This is a genomic window from Vibrio hepatarius (genome assembly GCF_001274785.1).
GTDB lineage: Bacteria > Pseudomonadota > Gammaproteobacteria > Enterobacterales > Vibrionaceae > Vibrio > Vibrio hepatarius.
In genome coordinates this window covers 87,264-105,529 of sequence record NZ_LHPI01000025.1, presented here as the reverse complement: position 1 = coordinate 105,529, position 18,266 = coordinate 87,264, and the positions used below count along the sequence as shown (strand labels likewise).

Here is an 18,266-nt window from a genome sequence, read left to right as displayed (position 1 = left end):
TGAATAATCCGATCGGTGATTAAACGCGCAAACTCCTTTGCAAATACGGAATTAAGATCACGTTTACCCCATCCTGTTGTGATACTAAGCTCAAATATTATTTATTCTCTCTTAGTTCGACTAGAGCCACGCACAGGGCAAACTATTTCGAAAGGATAGGACGCAAAGCCTCCGGCCTAAGTATGCATATACATGGTAGCGGGGTTGCCGATGGCAAAATGCAAATGTAATAGACAAGGTTCTTCGTCAACAAGGCGTTCCGCTCTCTTCCGGAACCGTATTCTAGAGTGGTTTCATAAAACACATGGAATATGCACTTGTATGACACCTTATTGACATTGTGTCTGCATTATTTTGCTACTCTCTCGGACCTGAATTGGTGGCGTATACATATACACCGAGAAAACACAGCATGGATAAACCAATACTAAAAGACTCGATGAGACTATTTGAACAATTAGGTCAAATACACTCTCGTTCGATGTTCGGCGGCTTCGGCATCTTCGCGGACGATACAATGTTTGCACTAGTGGTCAATGACAAGCTGCACATGAGAGCAAACAACAAACTCTCAAAACAGTTTAAGGCGTTGGGGCTAGAACCATACATTTATAAAAAACGCGGTTTTCCCGTTGTTACCAAATATTTTGCACTTACAGATGAATGGGTTGCTGATATACAGCGAACTTTGGATATTGCTCAAGAAGCGCTTAGCGCTGCGAAAGAAGAGAAACAACGTCAATCTAAAGCTAAACCTAACCGTTTAAAAGATTTGCCAAACCTTCGTTTAGCGACGGAAAGAATGCTTAAGAAAGCAGGCATTGATGATGTTGAGTCTCTTGAAGACGCAGGTGCAGTTGAAGCATTCAAAGCGATTCAGTCGACACACACATCGAGTGTAAATATTGAACTTCTATGGGCGTTAGAAGGGGCAATCAACGGCACTCACTGGTCAGTGATACCTCACTCGCGTCGAGAAGAGCTGCTTGAACAGCTAAAAAATTGAGTATAACTAAATGAAAAAAGTCAGCTTGCGCTGACTTTTTTTATATCTAGAGGAAATTTTAAACTGAGTTTGACGTTCTTATCCGGTATATCAATAATTTCGTGTATCGAAGGTTATTTACCTTCCCATGCTGTACTCTTAGGCAGCGTTTAATAGGGTGTTGTTATGAATAAAAAATTGATCCTTGGTTTGCTACTTGTTGGCTTAATTGTGTTCCTAGCCGTCAATTTTGGCCAATACCTCACCCTTGAAAACGCCAAAGCGCAACAAGTCGCCCTCGCTGACTACATCGATAGTAATTTCGCTCTTGCGGCATCGGTTTACTTTCTTGCCTACGTCGCAATTACCGCCTTTTCCATCCCCGGCGCGGCGGTTGTCACACTGTTAGGTGCCGCCCTATTCGGTTTCTGGACTAGTTTGGTCCTAGTTTCGTTTGCTAGCACCATCGGCGCGACACTGGCCTTTTTAAGCAGCCGATTCTTGTTAAGGGAATGGGTTCAAAGCAAATTCGGTGACAAACTCAATGCCATCAACCAAGGTATAGAGCGTGATGGCGCATTTTACCTATTCTCGTTGCGCTTAATCCCTGTATTTCCATTTTTCCTCATCAACTTGCTGATGGGTTTAACGCCGCTATCGACAGCGCGTTTCTATTTGGTCAGTCAACTAGGCATGCTGCCGGGTACCGCGGTGTACCTCAACGCTGGTACACAGTTGGCACAAATTGAAAGCTTATCGGGCATTGTCTCCCCTTCCGTTTTGCTCTCTTTCGCCTTGCTTGGTCTGTTTCCCGTGTGTGCAAAATGGGTTATGACAAAACTGAAAGGCACGCCGCAAACGGGTAACGGCCATTCCTAATGAAGATTTTTACTGCCCACAATCCAACCGAAGCGCATATCGTGTGCGAACTGCTTAAATCGCAGCAAATATCCTGTGAAGTGCGTGGAGAAGGTATCTTTGGTTTGCAGGGAGAGATCCCTTTTGGAGAGCAGAGTGAACCTTATGTGTGGCTATTGGATGTCTCTCAAGTAGACATTGCACGAGCAATTGTTGGCGATTATCAGCAACCTGATACTGGACGAGTCTGGCGTTGTCACAAGTGCGGAGAAAGTAACGAACCACAGTTTGCATTGTGCTGGAACTGTGGCTCTGAATCACCTTAAGCGGGTTTGATCTGCTGTTTGATAAACGCAATCGAGTGCTGGTTGAACTCATCTGGTCGCTCGACGTTACACACGTGACCACAGTCGGGGATCTCTAATAGTTGACTGTGGCTATGAACCTCGACCATCTCTTTCACCGGCTTAATGAACATGTAGTCACGCTCTCCCATCAGATACAAAGTTGGAATCGGTAATTCACGTTCTTTAAAGTAACGCATCAGCGGATTCACTTCGGACGTAAGAATAAACCAACGCTTAAACTCCTTCTGACACAGCTTTTTGGCTTCGCGGACAAACAAGTGGCGCGACTCTTTTTGCGTTCGCTGCGGCATCACGATGTAGGCAAATAAGCTGTATAGCCACATGTAAGGCACGATATGCTTGCAAAGGCCACCTACACGGACAAGGAACTGTGAACGGGTGTTAAGGCGGGTTACAGCGCCTCCTAGCACCATTGACTTCACACGTTCTGCAGAAATCTCCGCAATGTTGCGCACAATGATGGTTCCTAACGACATTCCGACAAAATGCGCTGAGGAGATCTTTAAATGGTCAAGCACCTTAACGATATCTTGAGTGACTTCTTTGAAGGTATAGCGATTGGCGATCAGTTCTTTGAGCAATTGATTGGATTTACCGTGGCCACGCAGGTCGACGAAAAGCAGATTGAAATGCTGTTTGTACGCTTTGATCTGTTTAAACCAAATCGATGAACTGCCACCCGCGCCATGCACAAACACCACCCATTCATCGCTGGTTGGATGTTCGAACGTTTTATGAAAAAGCAGGGATGAAGTCATATCGCTAATACTACCAAATTGACCGACTCACTTTCCGGTCGTTATCAAAGAACTTTGTAAGTGATTATATACCGCCACTTGCTCAGCACCATCTTGTGCCCATCAGACTAGTTTAGCTGACAGAGAGCACACACAATGTAGGTCGTGGCTGAATGTTCTGGTTTTGCGGGCATGCAGACTACCACAAAGTCGCGTGCTTTTAATTCCTCAAAATCAAATTCGTGTCCTTAGGCATGGGATTAAAATGAATAAAGGCGCCAATTGACGCCTTTGCTCTAACTTTATCAGTATTGAAATGCTTGTTGGTAAAGCTTGATATACTCCTGCGCGGCTTTATTCCAACAGAAATTCTGTTGCATTGCATAAAGCTGCACGCGTCGAATCTCGCTGAGTTGCTGAGCATACAGCAGTAACGAACGCTGCATTGTCAACAACAAAGCAGTGGGTTCTGGCTCTAGAAATACAAAACCAGTCGCCACTTGTGGATCTGTATCGAAATCATGCACGCTATCTTTCAAGCCACCAACACCGCGAACTATCGGCAGTGTGCCATAAGCCATACTGTAGATCTGGTTCAAACCACAAGGTTCAAATTCAGATGGCATCAGGAAGAAGTCAGAACCCGCCTCAACCAAATGCGCCAAACCGTTATCATAGGCTTCGATAAACTTGAATTTATCGCTATGTAACGCTTCAACTTCTTTGAGTTGCGACGCGAGAACAGGATCGCCAGTTCCGACCACAACAACCTGTACATCGTTGTTGAGGAACTGAGACAAGATTGGCAATAGGTAGTGAACGCCTTTTTGGTTGGTCAAACGACACACCATGCCATACATGGCAACGTCTCTGACCTGCAAACCCACGCGTTTTTGTAACTCGCGCTTACAGGCACTTTTACCCTCAACCATACTTGCTTCATCAGCTTGATAGTTCGCAGGCAACAGAGGATCGGTTTCAGGGTTCCACGCCGAATAGTCGCATCCATTAAGGATACCGACTAAATCGTCAGCACGTGACTGAAACTCAGCCGCCATACCGTGGCTACCTAGCTGCGTCTTCAACTCTTCTGCATAGGTTGGGCTTACTGCATTAATTTTATCTGCATTCATCACACCGGCTTTGAGCATAGTGACGTGAGTGGTGCTTACCGCTGCATCAGGTGCGTATCGCCCATGAAACTCAGGTAAACATTGCAGCTCGTCGTAACTGAACACCCCTTTGAATACCGCGTTGTGGATAGAGATGACACTTTTCGTTTGAGCAAAAAACGCATCGTTTCCATAGCGATGTTTCAGTAGGAATGGCACAAAGCCCGTATGCCAATCGTTGGCATGAATGATGTCAGGTTGAAAACCAAGTTTTGGTAACATATCGAGACAAGCCGCGCTAAAGAACGCAAAACGCTCGCCATTGTCTTGATACGCTTGGTTGTTTTCAGCGTACATTTCTGGACGGTCAAAATACTGCGGACAATCAATCGCGTAAGCTTTCACGCCTGCAGCCGTCAATTCACGAACTTTGTACTCTGTATGTGGCCAATGCTCTAGTTTGGTTTCCAGCAAAACTGGTGCAGATTCAATACCATTAACCTTTCGGTATGCAGGAAGGGTTAATCGAACATCTTGATCAAGTTCTAGGAGTGCTTCAGGCAGTGCCTTGGCAACATCTGCCAAGCCACCGCTTTTAATCAATCCTTCAACTTCCGATGCTACAAAGAGAATAGAAAAATTCTTAGTAGCCAACGCGTGCTCCTTTTGGAATTACAACAATGCCGTTTTCAGACACATGGTACAGCTTTTTATCTTCCGTTAGGTTAACACCAATTTGCGTACCTGGGGCGATATCTGCATCTTTATCAATAATCACGCGACGAAGCACACAGCCTTCACCCACTTTGACATCACCCAAAAGAATACATTCGCTGATGTCACACGCTGATGCGATATTGCTGCGGAAACCAAGTACCGATTTTTCGATTCTTGAGCCACGCACATAACTGCCGTTACACACTAAGCTATCAATGATTTGTACACGGCCGTTCACCGAGTCTGTAAACGTTGCAGGTGGCAGCGGTGGATAGTAAGTATGTAGTGGCCATTTACGGTTGTACAAAGAGAATGCGCTGTCTTTACCCAGCAGATCCATGTGCGCTTCCCAGTACGCCTCAATCGTACCCACGTCGCGCCAGTAAACTTCTTCTTTCTCACCCGGAATGGTGTTCAAGCTAAAGTCGTACACGTAAACATCGCCATTTGGGTACATTTTTGGAATGATATCGTGGCCAAAGTCGTGCGTTGACTCAGGGTTATCTGCGTCTTCAATCAGTTCAGCAAATAGCTTTTGTGCTTCGAAAATGTAGTTACCCATCGATACCAATGCATGCTCAGGGTCACCAGGAATAGATTTTGGGTTGGCAGGTTTTTCTTCGAAGCCAATCATGCGTCCTTCTTCGTCTACTTCGATGACGCCGAATTGAGAGGCTTCAGAAAGCGGCATACGAAGTGCCGAAACAGTCAGAGATGCTTGCTTTTCTTGATGGAAAGTCAGCATCTGTTTGATATCCATCTTATAGATGTGGTCAGAACCAAAAATACAAACATGATCAGGTTCTGCAAGCTCCATAAAACGTAAGTTTTGATAGATTGCGTCTGCGGTACCTTCGTACCAGCGTTTACCTGTACGCATTTGCGCAGGGATTGGGTCAATGAAACGATCTGTAATACCACTGATGTTCCACCCTTTTTTCAGGTGATGGAACAGGGATTGCGACTTAAATTGGGTTAGAACATAGATGCGCATCAGATCGGCGTTAATAAAGTTATTTAGCGCGAAATCGATTAGTCGGTAGCTGCCTCCAAACGGTACCGAAGGTTTACTGCGAGATTCAGTCAATGGACGTAAGCGTGAGCCTTCTCCACCAGCAAGGATCATACCTAAAACACCAGCCATATAGTTCTCTCCATTTTATAGTTTTTAGGATAAGCATAATTTGGGGGCTTATCTCATATCTCTGAAACTACCCGCAGAGACTCGTTGGATAGTCCAGACAACAAGCGTTACAAGCAGTCATTTGGTGCACTCAGCGAACCAAACAACCCATCTACACGTTATCGTATTTCAGGAAGATTACAATTTGATTTGTACGTTACTAATAACCATACAATGAATAGTTTTTATCACCCGGAAGTGGCTCACATTATCTTGGAATTGAAATACAAAACTGTCCCAATATAGCGACATAAAAGTGACACTCATCGCATATCAGTTTCATATGAAATAACGCTTATAGTAAGCAAGCTCAAGGGTTGATTGAACACTACCCTTTGCGAGTAGAGGAAGGAGAGCGAGTGTTAATTCGATAACAAGTGTCGCTGCAGTTTGAAATTATGCGATCCACGAAAAAGCAGCCTATCGGCTGCTTTATTCGCATTATCTTAACCTATTTTTTCGCCGGTTTCTTGCGTTTATCTGTGATTTCCCACTTACCGTCGACATACAGAGCAGTGTAACCAGATGGCTTGCCATCAATCTCTGAACGCACGTAGTTTTCTTTAGACTTACGACTAAAGCGAACAACCATAGGTAGACCATCAGGGTCTTTTTGTGGCGCTTCCGTTAGGTAGTGGAATTTTGGTGATAAACGATCTTTGAATCTCACCAACTCTTCTACCAACGGTGCACGTGTTTCACGCGATTTAGGGAACGTGCTCGCGGCCAAAAATAGACCTGACGCACCATCACGAAGTACAAAGTACGCGTCTGAGTTTTCACACGGTAGCTCAGGAAGGTGCACTGGGTCTTCTTTTGGTGGCGCAACTTCGCCATTCTTTAGAATCTTACGAGTGTTCTTACAGGTTTCGCTAGTACAGTCCATGTACTTACCAAAGCGACCGTTCTTCAGCACCATGTCGCTGCCACACTTGTCACACTCGACAACTGGACCGTCATAACCTTTCACTTTGTATTCGCCGTGCTCGACCACATAACCTTCACAGTTCGGGTTATTACCACAAACGTGCAGTTTGCGCTTATCGTCGATTAGGTAAGCGTCCATCGCGGTTTCACAGATTGGACAACGCTTCTTAGCGCGAAGTGCAGCGGTTTCAACGTCTTCTTCAAGCACATTGATAATGCCTTCTTCGTCACCCAAGTTGATGGTTGTTTTACAACGCTCCTTCGGTGGTAACGCGTAACCTGAACAACCTAGGAACACACCGGTTGATGCAGTACGGATACCCATCGGACGAGAACACGTTGGACATTCGATGTCCGTATAGACGATGTGGTTTGGCTTCATACCACCGTGGTCTTCGTCTTGCTCCGCTTTTTCTAGGTCACCAGTAAAGTCTTTGAAGAAATTATCCAGAACGCCTTTCCAGTTCACTTGGCCTTCTGCGATTTGGTCAAGTTTTTCTTCCATGCGTGACGTGAACTCATAGTTCATCAACTCATGGAAACTGTCATCCAGACGGTCTGTAACGATTTCACCCATTTTCTCGGCGTAGAAACGGCGCTGATCGACTTTTACGTAGCCACGGTCTTGAATAGTTGAAATGATCGATGCGTACGTAGACGGACGGCCAATACCACGCTTCTCAAGCTCTTTAACCAACGCAGCTTCAGTAAAGCGTGCTGGCGGCTTGGTGAAGTGTTGCTTAGGATCGAGTTTAATCAGCTCGATCTTATCACCGACTTGAACCGCCGGCAGGATTTGGTCTTCATTCTTACCTAATGGGCGTTGAACGCGAGTCCAACCGTCAAACTTAAGGATGCGACCTTTTGCTTTCAGCGTGTACTCTGCTGCTTTAACACTGACAGTCGTGGAGTCGTATTTTGCTGGCGTCATTTGACAAGCAACAAATTGATTCCAGATCAGCGAATAAAGCTTGTGAGCGTCTGCTTCCATACCGTTTAGGTCTTCCGCTTTCACTGTCACATCTGAAGGGCGAATCGCTTCGTGCGCTTCTTGTGCACCTTGCTTGCTACCGTACACATTCGCTTTCGCTGGCAGGTAAGCTTCACCAAATTCGCTGTTGATGTAGTCACGAACAGTATCAACCGCTTCCGCACTTAGGTTCGTCGAGTCGGTACGCATATAGGTGATGTAACCCGCTTCGTACAAACGCTGCGCAAGCATCATTGTTTTCTTAACGCCGTAACCGAGTCGCGTACTTGCCGCCTGTTGTAGCGTAGACGTAATAAATGGTGCAGAAGGCTTGCTTGATGTCGGACGGTCTTCACGCTTACACACTTCGTAAGCGGCCTTTTCCAACACTGACATTGCCGCTTTAGTTTCCGCTTCATTGACAGGCTTAAATGCAGAACCGTCTTTTTGCGCCACTTGTAAACGGAAGTCCGTTTTATCTGACGTTTTGGTGTCCGCGTGAATATCCCAGAATTCTTCTGGAACAAACGCTTTGATTTCGCGTTCACGCTCAACAAGTAATTTTACCGCAACAGACTGTACACGACCCGCAGACAGGCCACGCGCGACTTTCTTCCATAGGAGTGGTGAGACCATAAAGCCTACTACTCGGTCCATGAAACGACGCGCTTGCTGTGCGTTAACCCCATCCATGCTCAACTCACCAGGGCTCTGGAAAGCTTGTTGGATAGCGTTTTTGGTAATCTCGTTAAATACAACGCGTTTGTATCGCTCTTCATCGCCACCGATGATCTCACGAAGGTGCCAAGCGATAGCCTCTCCCTCGCGGTCTAAATCGGTTGCGAGATAGACGCAATCTGCATCTTTAGCCAGCTTCTGAAGTTCAGCAACCACTTTCTCTTTGCCAGGAAGCACTTGGTAGTTTGCTTCCCAACCATGATATGGGTCGATACCCATTTTCTTGATCAGTGATTTACGATCTTTTTCTTTTTTGATTCGGGCTTTTTCTTCAGGGCTTAAGCCTTTGGTTGATACCGCTGCTGCTTTCTGACCAGTACTTTGGCCAGCAGTTGGTAGATCACGTACGTGACCCACGCTGGACTTTACGATGAAGTCCTTACCTAAATACTTATTGATGGTTTTCGCTTTGGCTGGCGACTCCACAATAACCAGTGACTTACCCATATTTGACTCAAGTGTCCTATAATGAATGCGATGCTTTAACGCACGGCATACTTAATAATTAAGTTCTTTTTTTACTATTGTGCGAGAATACTAGAAGATCAATACCTTTTTTCAAAATTCATTTTGACTGCTCGACAATTCGACGAATGGCGACAGGTTTGAAAGTGTCACATACTAAACGTCACTATTCAGATTCTGCTAGTCGGTAACAGGTTTTTATGTCTTTTGTCACAAAACCAAACCTGATTGCTCTCTAGACGCTTCGCTCTTCCTTGATCTAGGGCATTTGAAATCGCCCGCGAAATTCCTACAATCACTTCACCTCTTTTATATAAAGCTAATAACCCAAGAGTAAGATCATGAGTGAGAAGAAAGTCATTTCAAAATTTGAGCTGTTGTTGATCGCTAACCACGTTATCCAAGAACACGCCGACTATATCGAAGGCATGCGCGCTGACAGCGTCGAAGAAAAAGATGACGTGCTGGTATTTAAAGGCGAATACTTCTTGGATGAAAATGGGTTGCCAACGCCAAAAACAACCGCGGTATTTAACATGTTTAAGTACTTAGCCCATCATTTATCTAAAGAATTTACCCTAGAGAAATAGTCGACCAGAAAAAAGCCAGAGCGTAAACTCTGGCTTTTTCATGCTATGGACTAACAGCTTAACGACTCAAGCTTATCAAAGTAGTCTGGGAACGTCTTTGAGGTACATTTCGGGTCATTGATGGTCACTGGCGTGTCACTCAGTGCAACTAACGAAAAACACATTGCCATTCGATGGTCGTCATAGGTGTCGATCGCTGCGTGCTTCAGTTGCGCAGGTGGCGTGACGATAATGTAATCTTCACCCTCTTCCACTTCCGCACCGACTTTGCGCAGCTCAGTCGCCATTGCCGCAAGACGGTCTGTTTCTTTCACGCGCCAGTTATACACGTTGCGAACTGCCGTTGTACCTTGTGCAAACAAGGCTGTCGTCGCGATCGTCATTGCCGCGTCTGGAATATGGTTAAAGTCCATATCAACCGCTTTCAGTTGACCGACACGAGAGATCACGTAGTCATCGCCCCATTCAATTTCAGCACCCATTTTTTCTAACGCGTCAGCAAATTGAATGTCACCTTGAATACTCTTCTTACCAATACCGGTAACTTTGATTTCGCCGCCTTTGATCGCCGCCGCCGCTAAAAAGTAAGACGCTGATGATGCGTCACCTTCGACCAAGAAATCGCCAGGAGCAACATATGATTGGCCGCTACGGATGACAAATTCTTGGTAGTCACGGTTTTCAACTTCAACGCCAAACTGCGCCATAATGTGCAGCGTAATATCGATGTACGGTTTAGAAACAAGTTCACCGATGATCTTGATCGTCACATCATCTTGCGCAAGTGGCGCAGACATTAAAAATGCGGTCAGGAACTGGCTTGAGATAGAACCGTCAATTTCGACGGTACCGCCTGCGAGGCCTGTACCTGTAATCTTAAGCGGTGGGTAATTTTCGTTTTCCAAGTACTCGACTTGCGCGCCAGCTTGTTTTAGAGCATCCACCAAATGGCCGATTGGGCGCTCTTTCATACGTGGCTCACCGGTTAACACAAACTCGCCGCGGCCTAGACACAGTGCTGCCGCCAATGGGCGCATCGCAGTACCCGCGTTGCCAAGAAACAGCTCTTGAGCTTCTGTCGCTTCAAACGGTTTGCCCAGACCTTCCACTTCACACACGGTTTTGTCGTCGGAAAGCTGATATTTAACGCCAAGCTTGGTCAACGCATTCAGCATATGACGGATATCGTCACTGTCGAGCAGGTTAGTTAGACGCGTCGTTCCTTTTGCCAACGCAGCCAAAAGTAGCGCGCGGTTAGAAACACTTTTTGAACCAGGTAAGTTAACCTCACCATTGACTTTATTGATAGGTTGTAACGTAAGGCTTTCCATTAAAATTGATATTCCTTGCTCGCCCAGCCTTACTCACCGGACGATGAAAAATTCTTCGTACTTGCAGACTATCTAAAAACTTTGCGTAAAACTAGCCTCTAAGCGGCATTAAACAAGGATATTTATGCAGTTTAGGATGAAGTACTACCAGTTCGCCATCAGTACTCTTTATCTACTCTGACTCCGTCGTCAAAATAGAGGATACGAACTCTATCACCACGCTCAAACAGCATGTTGTTGTCCACATCTTGAATAACGTCAATCAACTTACCTTTTTCGGTTTTGATCAAAATCTCTACCAAACGATATTCGACTCTATATTCTTGCTGAGCTTGGTTTCTTACTATCGTCGCCCCCGCCACCGCACCAATCGCTGTGGCGACCTCTTTACCTCGACCACCACCAAATTGATTGCCTATCACACCGCCAACCACTGCCCCCAGCAGCGTCTCCCAACCGCTGTGTTCTGCGCGAACCACATCCTGTTGGGTCATGTAACGGACTGTCTCAACTTGGCCAAACACGACATTATTTACTGGTCGAGCTTTATTTCTTTCATACGCCGCATTGGCAAGCAAAGGAAAAATCAATAAGATCCATAACCACTTTCTCATACCTTGTTTCCTCGTATTTATGGCAATTTATCTGACTGAGCTAGACCCAGACGAATTATGGTTTCCATCACCTGAAAACGCACTTGCCGACCCAAACGGTCTACTTGCCTTTGGTGGTGATTTATCGCCAGAACGATTACTGCTTGCGTACCAGCATGGCATTTTCCCTTGGTATGGGCCAGGTGAACCCATCTTATGGTGGAGCCCTACTCCGCGCGCAGTATTTAACCCTATGACTTTTAAACCCGCCAAAAGTCTCAAAAAATTTCAAAAAAAACACGCTTATAAGGTAAGTATAAATAAAGCCACTGACTCAGTGATCGATTTCTGTGCCGCTGTACGAAGCGAAGAAGAAACGTGGTTAAACGAAGATATGCGTGCAGCCTATAAACGACTCGCTCAACGAGGAAACTGCCATTCTGTTGAAGTGTGGCAAGATGAGAAACTCATCGGCGGTTTATACGGTATTTCCGTAGGACAGATTTTTTGTGGCGAGTCGATGTTTAGCTTGAGCACCAACGCGTCAAAAATCGCACTGTGGTACTTTTGTCACCACTTTCAGCAGTTTGGCGGTAAGTTAATCGACTGCCAAGTGATGAATCCTCACCTTCAATCTTTGGGAGCGTATGAATTGCAGCGAGAGGAATTTGCACAAACACTGCTATCCTATAAAAAAGAGCCTATCGATAAACGTTGTTTTAGTGAACAGTGGTTAACATTACCGCTAGAGGGTATAAATGAGCTCTGATCTTCAGCAAATCCGTATTGGCCTAACCGATAGCCATCCATGTAGCTACTTGACCGAACGACAAGAACGAGTGGCAGTGGCGCTTGACCCTGCCATGCATACAACCTCAAATTACGAAGTGTTACTCGCTAACGGATTTCGACGCAGCGGAAATACCATCTACAAGCCCCATTGCGATAACTGCCAAGCTTGTGAAGCGTTACGTGTTGCTGTGCCAGATTTCCAACCGTCAAAAAGCCAGAAAAGGCTACGTAGCAAGACTCGAGATTTCCGCTGGGAGTTCAAATCACACATGGACGATGGTTGGTTTGACCTTTACTCACGTTACATCGAAGCGCGTCACCATACCGGTTCAATGTATCCACCTAAGCAGGATGAGTTCGCCCAATTCTCACAGTGTAATTGGCTTAACACCCAATATTTGCATCTTTATGACGACGATAAACTGGTCGCGATTGCCGTTACCGACATCCTGACTAACAGTGCCAGCGCCTTCTATACCTTCTATGATCCGGACTACGAAATATCTCTAGGAACACTGGGGGTACTGATTCAATTGGAATACTGTCAGCGAGAAGGAAAACAGTGGCTGTACCTTGGTTATCAAATTGATGAATGCCCAGCAATGAGCTATAAAGTCCGCTTTCAACGCCATCAAAGGCTAGTAAATCAGCGTTGGCAAGGGTAGAATACGCTCCAACTTTACTAAATTCATTTTGTTCGGCATTATACGGCGAGCAAAATTGCCCATTTTTTAAAAGAGGATTAAATGGCTAAAGAAGACGTAATTGAGATGCAAGGCACAGTCCTTGATACTCTTCCAAACACAATGTTCCGTGTTGAGCTAGAAAACGGCCACGTAGTTACTGCTCACATCTCTGGTAAAATGCGTAAGAACTACATCCGTATTCTTACTGGTGACAAAGTAACTGTAGAGATGACTCCATACGATCTATCAAAAGGTCGCATCGTCTTCCGTGCTCGTTAATCTCTGATTATCGAATACAACAAAAAACGGAGCTGAATGCTCCGTTTTTTGTGTCTGCGGTTGGGGTTATTTCCCCATCGCTTCTTTATAGTGCTGGCGACACACCGATACGTAACGGTCGTTACCACCAATATCCACTTGCGCCCCTTCAGCAATCGCATTGCCGTGTTCATCAGTACGGATGACCATGTTGGCTTTACGGCCGCAGTGGCAAATAGTTTTCAGCTCAACCAGTTTATCTGCCCAAGAAAGTAAATACTTACTGCCTTCAAACAGCTCACCTAAGAAGTCCGTTCTCAGACCATAGCACAATACTGGGATACGCAACTTATCCACGACTTCTGTCAGTTGATAAACTTGCTCGCGAGTTAAAAACTGACACTCATCAACCAAAATACAGTGGCGTTGCTCTACCTCATGCAGAGCGGCAATTTCAAAGTACAGATCGGTATCACTACGGTACAAATGTGCGTCGGATTGCAGACCAATTCGAGAGCTAACTTTGCCGACACCATAGCGGTCATCCAATGCGGCAGTAAAAATGACAGGTGTCATACCGCGTTCTTGATAGTTAAATGAAGATTGAAGAAGAGTGGTGGATTTACCCGCATTCATCGCGGAGTAATAGAAATACATCTGAGCCACAGATTGGTACCTACACAAACCAAATTATAAACAAAGAAAAGGGCTGTATTTACAGCCCTTTAGAAAGGTTGATTATTTACGACGCCACGTTGTACCTTCTGGACCATCTTCCAGAACGATACCCATTTCCGTCAGCTTGTCGCGCGCCATATCTGCGTTCGCCCAATCTTTTGCTGCGCGGCTGTCGTTACGAAGCTTAATTAGCGCTTCAATTTCAGCGACTTCGTCATCGTTACCTGCGTCACCTTTTAGGAAGGCTTCTGGCTCTTGGTGTAAAATACCAATCACATCCGCAAGTTCACGCATTAGCGCACCTAGAGAACTCGCTGACGATAAGTCTTCTGTTTTCAGACGGTTGATTTCACGCGCCATATCAAACAGAACTGAGTAAGCTTCTGGTGTATTGAAGTCATCGTTCATCGCTGCCGCAAAACGCGACACGTACTCTTCACCACCCGCTGCAGAAGCTGTTTGATCTAGACCACGTAGCGCAGTGTATAAACGTTCTAAAGAAGCACGTGCTTGATTGAGGTTTTCTTCGCTGTAGTTCAGTTGGCTACGGTAGTGACCAGACATCAGGAAGTAACGCACGGTTTCCGCATCGTAGTGCTGCAATACATCACGAATAGTGAAGAAGTTGCCAAGCGACTTAGACATCTTCTCTTTATCCACCATCACCATGCCGCTGTGCATCCAAGTATTAACGTACTGAGTGCCGTGTGCACAGCAAGATTGTGCGATTTCGTTTTCATGGTGCGGGAACTGCAGGTCAGAACCGCCACCGTGGATATCAAAGTGGTTACCAAGAATTGACGAGTTCATTGCTGAACATTCAATGTGCCAACCTGGGCGACCTGGGCCCCATGGAGATTCCCATGTTGGTTCGCCCGGCTTAGACATTTTCCACAGAACAAAGTCTAGCGGGCTGCGTTTTGCACTTTCTACGTCAACGCGGGCACCGGCTTGAAGCTGGTCCAAATCTTGTTTTGACAGCTTGCCGTACTCGTCGAACTTACCTACTTCAAACATAACGTCACCGTTAGAAGCAACGTACGCAAAACCACGCTCAATCAGTTTCTCAACCAATTCGATGATCTCATCGATGTATTGCGTCGCGCGCGGTTCGATATCAGGGCGCTTCATGTTCAACGCATCAAAATCTGCGTACATTTCACCAATCAGACGTTCAGTCAATGAATCACAGCTCTCGCCATTTTCATTCGCACGTTTGATGATTTTGTCGTCGATGTCTGTGATGTTACGTACAAAGGTAAGATCATAACCCAGGTAACGCAGGTAGCGAGCCACGACATCAAACGAAACAAACGTACGGCCGTGACCGATGTGACAGAGATCGTAGATGGTTACCCCACAGACATACATGCCGACTTTGCCAGCATTGATTGGTTTGAATTCCTCTTTCTGTCTTGTGAGTGTGTTATATATCTTTAACATGATCTCTATCTAATTATTAGGTTAAACAAAATAGTGGGTCAGTATATCAATTCGAGCCATGTTAAGTAATCCCTACAAAGCGTAAAAACCGCCCAATAATGCCTATACTCATCACTTAGCCTCGACTTTTCGCATGTTAATGTCCGAAAAGTTGAGATAGAATCTCTGGTTCAAATCAAAAACATATGTAAAGGACATAATCATGATCACCCTTCACACTAATTTTGGTGACATCAAAATTCAGCTTAATGAAGAAAAAGCACCGGAAACAAGCGCGAACTTTCTACAGTACTGCCGTGATGGTTTCTACGACAACACGCTATTCCACCGTGTTATCGACGGTTTCATGATTCAAGGTGGCGGTATGGAGTCTGGTTTACGTGAAAAACCAACTCGCGCTCCAATTAAAAATGAAGCGAACAACGGCCTAAGCAACAAAGTCGGTACACTCGCGATGGCTCGTACTATGGAGCCGCATTCAGCAAGCTCTCAGTTCTTTATCAACGTGAACAACAACACTTTCCTAGATTTCCGTAGCGAAAGCCTAGACGGTTGGGGTTACTGCGTATTCGGCGAAGTTGTTGAAGGCATGGACGTAGTCAACAAAATCAAAGGCGTAAGCACTGGCTCTTACGGCATGCACCAAGATGTACCACTGGAAGACGTGGTAATCACTGGCGCAACCATCGAAGAATAATGATGGTTGGGAGGAGCCCTTATCGGTTCCTCCCTCTTGCCCATTCCAGTAGGTAACCGAGTTTTATGTCCACGCTATTTATCTCCGATCTCCATCTTTCCCCTGCGACTCCCACTATCAATCACTGTTTTGCTCAGTTTATGAGAGAAGAAGCCGTCAAAGCTGATGCGCTCTATGTCCTGGGAGACTTATTTGATTTTTGGATTGGTGACGACGACACATCCGATTTTGCAAACTTTGTCCGGGGTGAGTTCAAGCAATTGACCGATGCTGGCGTGCCGTGCTTCTTTACCAAAGGTAATCGTGACTTTTTGGTCGGCAAACGATTTGCTAAGCAAACAGGGATCACACTGCTTGGTGATGAAACTGTGATTGATCTGTATGGCCGAAAAGCAGTGGTACTACATGGGGACACACTTTGCACACAAGATGTCAGTTATTTGAAGTTTCGTGAAAAAGTGAATAAAAAATGGCTGCAATGGCTGTTTAATCGCATCCCGATGTTTATTAAAAAGAAAATTGTCAGTAAAATTCAATCTGATATCAGAGACGATAAAAAAACTAAGTCTCTTGAAATCATGGACGTGACTCAAAGTGAAGTCGAACGCGTGATGGAAATGCACCAAGTTGATTTGATGATTCATGGTCATACTCACCGTCCTGATGTCCACATATTTGAGACGAATCAATCGACTAATACTAGAATTGTCTTAGGGGATTGGTACACTCAAGGGTCCGTACTGGTATGCGATAAAAAAAATATAGAGCTACAAACCAGACCATTTTTGTAAAAACTTTGTCTAACGTTGACCACTTTCATACGGTTGATTGACGACCCAGAATGCTTGTTCCGTTTTTTTGTACAGCAGTGATACTGCTGTGAGTTGTTGATTTATTCTCCGAGCAAGGTAAACATCTTGAAATATTCGTACGTTGCCAGGCAACCAATACTGGATAAAGATAAAAAAACGTTTGGATACGAACTTCTTTTTAGGGATGGACCTAAAAATACTTTCCCGGTCATTGATGCCGAGGAAGCGACAAGCCGTTTGCTTTCCGATCATGTACTCTCTACTCAATACGCGACCTTGGGTGACAAGCTTGGCTTTGTTAACTTCCCTTATAAAAGCCTGATCAACCGCGTACCGACCCTCTTTCCTGCTGACAGTCTGGTTATCGAAATTCTCGAAGACTGCGAACCAACAGATGAACTGTTAGAAGCGGTTAAAGAAATGTCCCAACTGGGGTATAAAATCGCACTTGACGATTTCGTCCCTTCCAAAGCTTGGCGCGAGTTTCTTCCTTATATCTACATCATCAAGTTTGATATTCGTATTGTACCGCTGCCAAAAGCGCAGCTGTTCATCGACCGCTTTGCAAAAACAGGCATTAAGTTCCTAGCCGAGAAGGTGGAAACTTACGAAGAGTTTGAGCACGCGAAGCAAATCGGCTTTGACTATTTTCAAGGTTACTTCTTTAGCAAACCTGAGATGATTCAACGTAAAGCGCTGAAGCCTTCATTTATGAGCATCATCCAGTTGCTCACTGAAATTTCACATGAGCGCATTGACTACGAGAAAGTAGAAGCCTTGATCAGTAAAGACGTTACGTTGTCGTACAAGCTGCTGACTTACGTTAACTCGTCCTCTCTGGTGAAAAAGAAAATCCAATCGTTTAAGCAAGCACTGGTTTATCTTGGTGAAGACAAGATTCGTAAGTTCATCTCTTTGGTGGCGCTTGCGTCGACGGATAGCCAAAAACCAGACTACCTATACGGCCTGTCGATCCAACGTGCACGTTTCTGTGAACTGCTTGTCCATAAACAGCTATCGAACATAGACCCAAGCAAAGCCTTTTTGATGGGTATGTTCTCGCTACTTGATAGTTTGCTCGACTTACCTATTGAACAGATCATTGCCGAAGTGCCGATTGATAAAGCAATCAAACTCGCCCTGACTGAAGAAAGCGGTGCGCTGGGTCAATTGCTCTCTCTGATTAAAGCCTATGAGCGTGCCGAATGGGATGACGTTTCTCAACTCTGTCAGGCACTGCACTTATCACAAGATACGTTGAGCGAATGTTACGATAACGCCGTAGCGTGGGCGGCTGAACTGCTCTCTGTTCAACGTTAGTTAGTA

Annotated in this window: 18 protein-coding genes and 1 riboswitch; of the genes, 10 read left to right on the top strand and 8 right to left on the bottom strand. The window is 45.3% G+C overall.

Going from position 1 to position 18,266, the window contains the following annotated elements; translation table 11 throughout:
- The first annotated feature begins 126 nt into the window (after positions 1-126).
- Positions 127-212, top strand: a riboswitch (cyclic di-GMP riboswitch).
- A gap of 200 nt (positions 213-412) precedes the next feature.
- The 3 genes from AKJ31_RS19970 (at position 413) to AKJ31_RS19960 (ending at position 2,169) form a co-directional block, all read left to right on the top strand.
- A complete protein-coding gene (locus tag AKJ31_RS19970; protein WP_053410791.1) occupies positions 413-1,006 on the top strand; it encodes a TfoX/Sxy family DNA transformation protein in 594 nt (197 codons plus the stop codon).
- A 165-nt stretch (positions 1,007-1,171) separates the two neighbouring features.
- The gene (locus AKJ31_RS19965; protein WP_053410790.1) at positions 1,172-1,864 is read left to right on the top strand and encodes a TVP38/TMEM64 family protein; all 693 of its coding nucleotides are present in this window, start codon (positions 1,172-1,174) and stop codon (positions 1,862-1,864) included.
- Complete coding sequence (locus tag AKJ31_RS19960; RefSeq protein ID WP_053410789.1) at positions 1,864-2,169, top strand: DUF7577 domain-containing protein; 306 nt, start codon at positions 1,864-1,866, stop codon at positions 2,167-2,169. Before AKJ31_RS19965 ends, AKJ31_RS19960 begins: the two co-directional genes overlap by 1 nt.
- On the opposite strand, the gene AKJ31_RS19955 is transcribed toward AKJ31_RS19960, so the two are convergent.
- The 4 genes from AKJ31_RS19955 to topA all read right to left on the bottom strand — a co-directional run bounded on the left by AKJ31_RS19955 (position 2,166) and on the right by topA (position 9,042).
- Positions 2,166-2,969 (bottom strand): alpha/beta fold hydrolase, encoded by an 804-nt coding sequence (locus tag AKJ31_RS19955; RefSeq protein ID WP_053410788.1) that lies wholly within the window; start codon positions 2,967-2,969, stop codon positions 2,166-2,168. The genes AKJ31_RS19960 and AKJ31_RS19955 overlap by 4 nt on opposite strands.
- 284 nt (positions 2,970-3,253) lie before the next feature.
- Positions 3,254-4,714 (bottom strand): glycogen synthase GlgA, encoded by a 1,461-nt coding sequence (glgA, locus tag AKJ31_RS19950; protein WP_053410787.1) that lies wholly within the window; start codon positions 4,712-4,714, stop codon positions 3,254-3,256.
- Positions 4,704-5,921, bottom strand: a complete 1,218-nt coding sequence (gene glgC, locus AKJ31_RS19945; RefSeq protein ID WP_053410786.1) for a glucose-1-phosphate adenylyltransferase — start codon at positions 5,919-5,921, stop codon at positions 4,704-4,706. The genes glgA and glgC overlap by 11 nt, the downstream gene beginning before the upstream one ends.
- A gap of 490 nt (positions 5,922-6,411) precedes the next feature.
- Positions 6,412-9,042 carry a type I DNA topoisomerase gene (gene topA / locus AKJ31_RS19940; RefSeq protein WP_053410785.1) on the bottom strand — a complete coding sequence of 877 codons (2,631 nt, stop codon included), beginning with the start codon at positions 9,040-9,042 and terminating at the stop codon, positions 6,412-6,414.
- Positions 9,043-9,401: 359 nt separating this feature from the next.
- On the opposite strand from topA, the gene AKJ31_RS19935 reads away from it, so the two are divergent.
- Positions 9,402-9,650: a YciN family protein gene (locus tag AKJ31_RS19935; RefSeq protein WP_053410784.1), complete on the top strand. Its 249-nt coding sequence runs from the start codon at positions 9,402-9,404 to the stop codon at positions 9,648-9,650.
- A 50-nt stretch (positions 9,651-9,700) separates the two neighbouring features.
- Here the strand turns inward: AKJ31_RS19935 and aroA are convergent, their stop codons facing one another.
- Together aroA and AKJ31_RS19925 are read right to left on the bottom strand one after the other, a co-directional pair.
- A complete protein-coding gene (gene aroA / locus AKJ31_RS19930) occupies positions 9,701-10,981 on the bottom strand; it encodes a 3-phosphoshikimate 1-carboxyvinyltransferase (protein ID WP_053410783.1) in 1,281 nt (426 codons plus the stop codon).
- 158 nt (positions 10,982-11,139) lie between these two features.
- Entirely contained in the window at positions 11,140-11,595 is a 456-nt protein-coding gene (locus AKJ31_RS19925) for an outer membrane lipoprotein (RefSeq protein ID WP_053410782.1), read from the bottom strand.
- 19 nt (positions 11,596-11,614) lie between these two features.
- Between AKJ31_RS19925 and aat the strand changes: the two genes are divergently transcribed.
- The 3 genes from aat to infA all read left to right on the top strand — a co-directional run bounded on the left by aat (position 11,615) and on the right by infA (position 13,331).
- The gene (gene aat / locus AKJ31_RS19920) at positions 11,615-12,343 is read left to right on the top strand and encodes a leucyl/phenylalanyl-tRNA--protein transferase (protein ID WP_053410781.1); all 729 of its coding nucleotides are present in this window, start codon (positions 11,615-11,617) and stop codon (positions 12,341-12,343) included.
- The gene (locus AKJ31_RS19915) at positions 12,333-13,031 is read left to right on the top strand and encodes an arginyltransferase (RefSeq protein ID WP_053410780.1); all 699 of its coding nucleotides are present in this window, start codon (positions 12,333-12,335) and stop codon (positions 13,029-13,031) included. Before aat ends, AKJ31_RS19915 begins: the two co-directional genes overlap by 11 nt.
- An 81-nt stretch (positions 13,032-13,112) precedes the next feature.
- Positions 13,113-13,331: a translation initiation factor IF-1 gene (gene infA / locus AKJ31_RS19910; RefSeq protein WP_001040192.1), complete on the top strand. Its 219-nt coding sequence runs from the start codon at positions 13,113-13,115 to the stop codon at positions 13,329-13,331.
- A 66-nt stretch (positions 13,332-13,397) separates the two neighbouring features.
- On the opposite strand, the gene AKJ31_RS19905 is transcribed toward infA, so the two are convergent.
- Positions 13,398-13,976 (bottom strand): thymidine kinase, encoded by a 579-nt coding sequence (locus tag AKJ31_RS19905; protein ID WP_053410779.1) that lies wholly within the window; start codon positions 13,974-13,976, stop codon positions 13,398-13,400.
- 72 nt (positions 13,977-14,048) lie between these two features.
- Positions 14,049-15,431, bottom strand: a complete 1,383-nt coding sequence (cysS, locus tag AKJ31_RS19900) for a cysteine--tRNA ligase (protein ID WP_053410778.1) — start codon at positions 15,429-15,431, stop codon at positions 14,049-14,051.
- Between the two features lie 202 nt (positions 15,432-15,633).
- Here cysS and AKJ31_RS19895 point away from each other — a divergent pair, with 202 nt between their 5' ends.
- From AKJ31_RS19895 to AKJ31_RS19885, 3 genes are all read left to right on the top strand, one after another.
- A complete protein-coding gene (locus AKJ31_RS19895; protein WP_053410777.1) occupies positions 15,634-16,128 on the top strand; it encodes a peptidylprolyl isomerase in 495 nt (164 codons plus the stop codon).
- 65 nt (positions 16,129-16,193) lie between these two features.
- On the top strand, positions 16,194-16,919 hold the full coding sequence (gene lpxH, locus AKJ31_RS19890; protein WP_053410776.1) for a UDP-2,3-diacylglucosamine diphosphatase: 726 nt from the start codon (positions 16,194-16,196) through the stop codon (positions 16,917-16,919).
- Between the two features lie 126 nt (positions 16,920-17,045).
- Positions 17,046-18,260: an EAL and HDOD domain-containing protein gene (locus AKJ31_RS19885; RefSeq protein WP_053410775.1), complete on the top strand. Its 1,215-nt coding sequence runs from the start codon at positions 17,046-17,048 to the stop codon at positions 18,258-18,260.
- Positions 18,261-18,266: the final 6 nt, after the last annotated feature.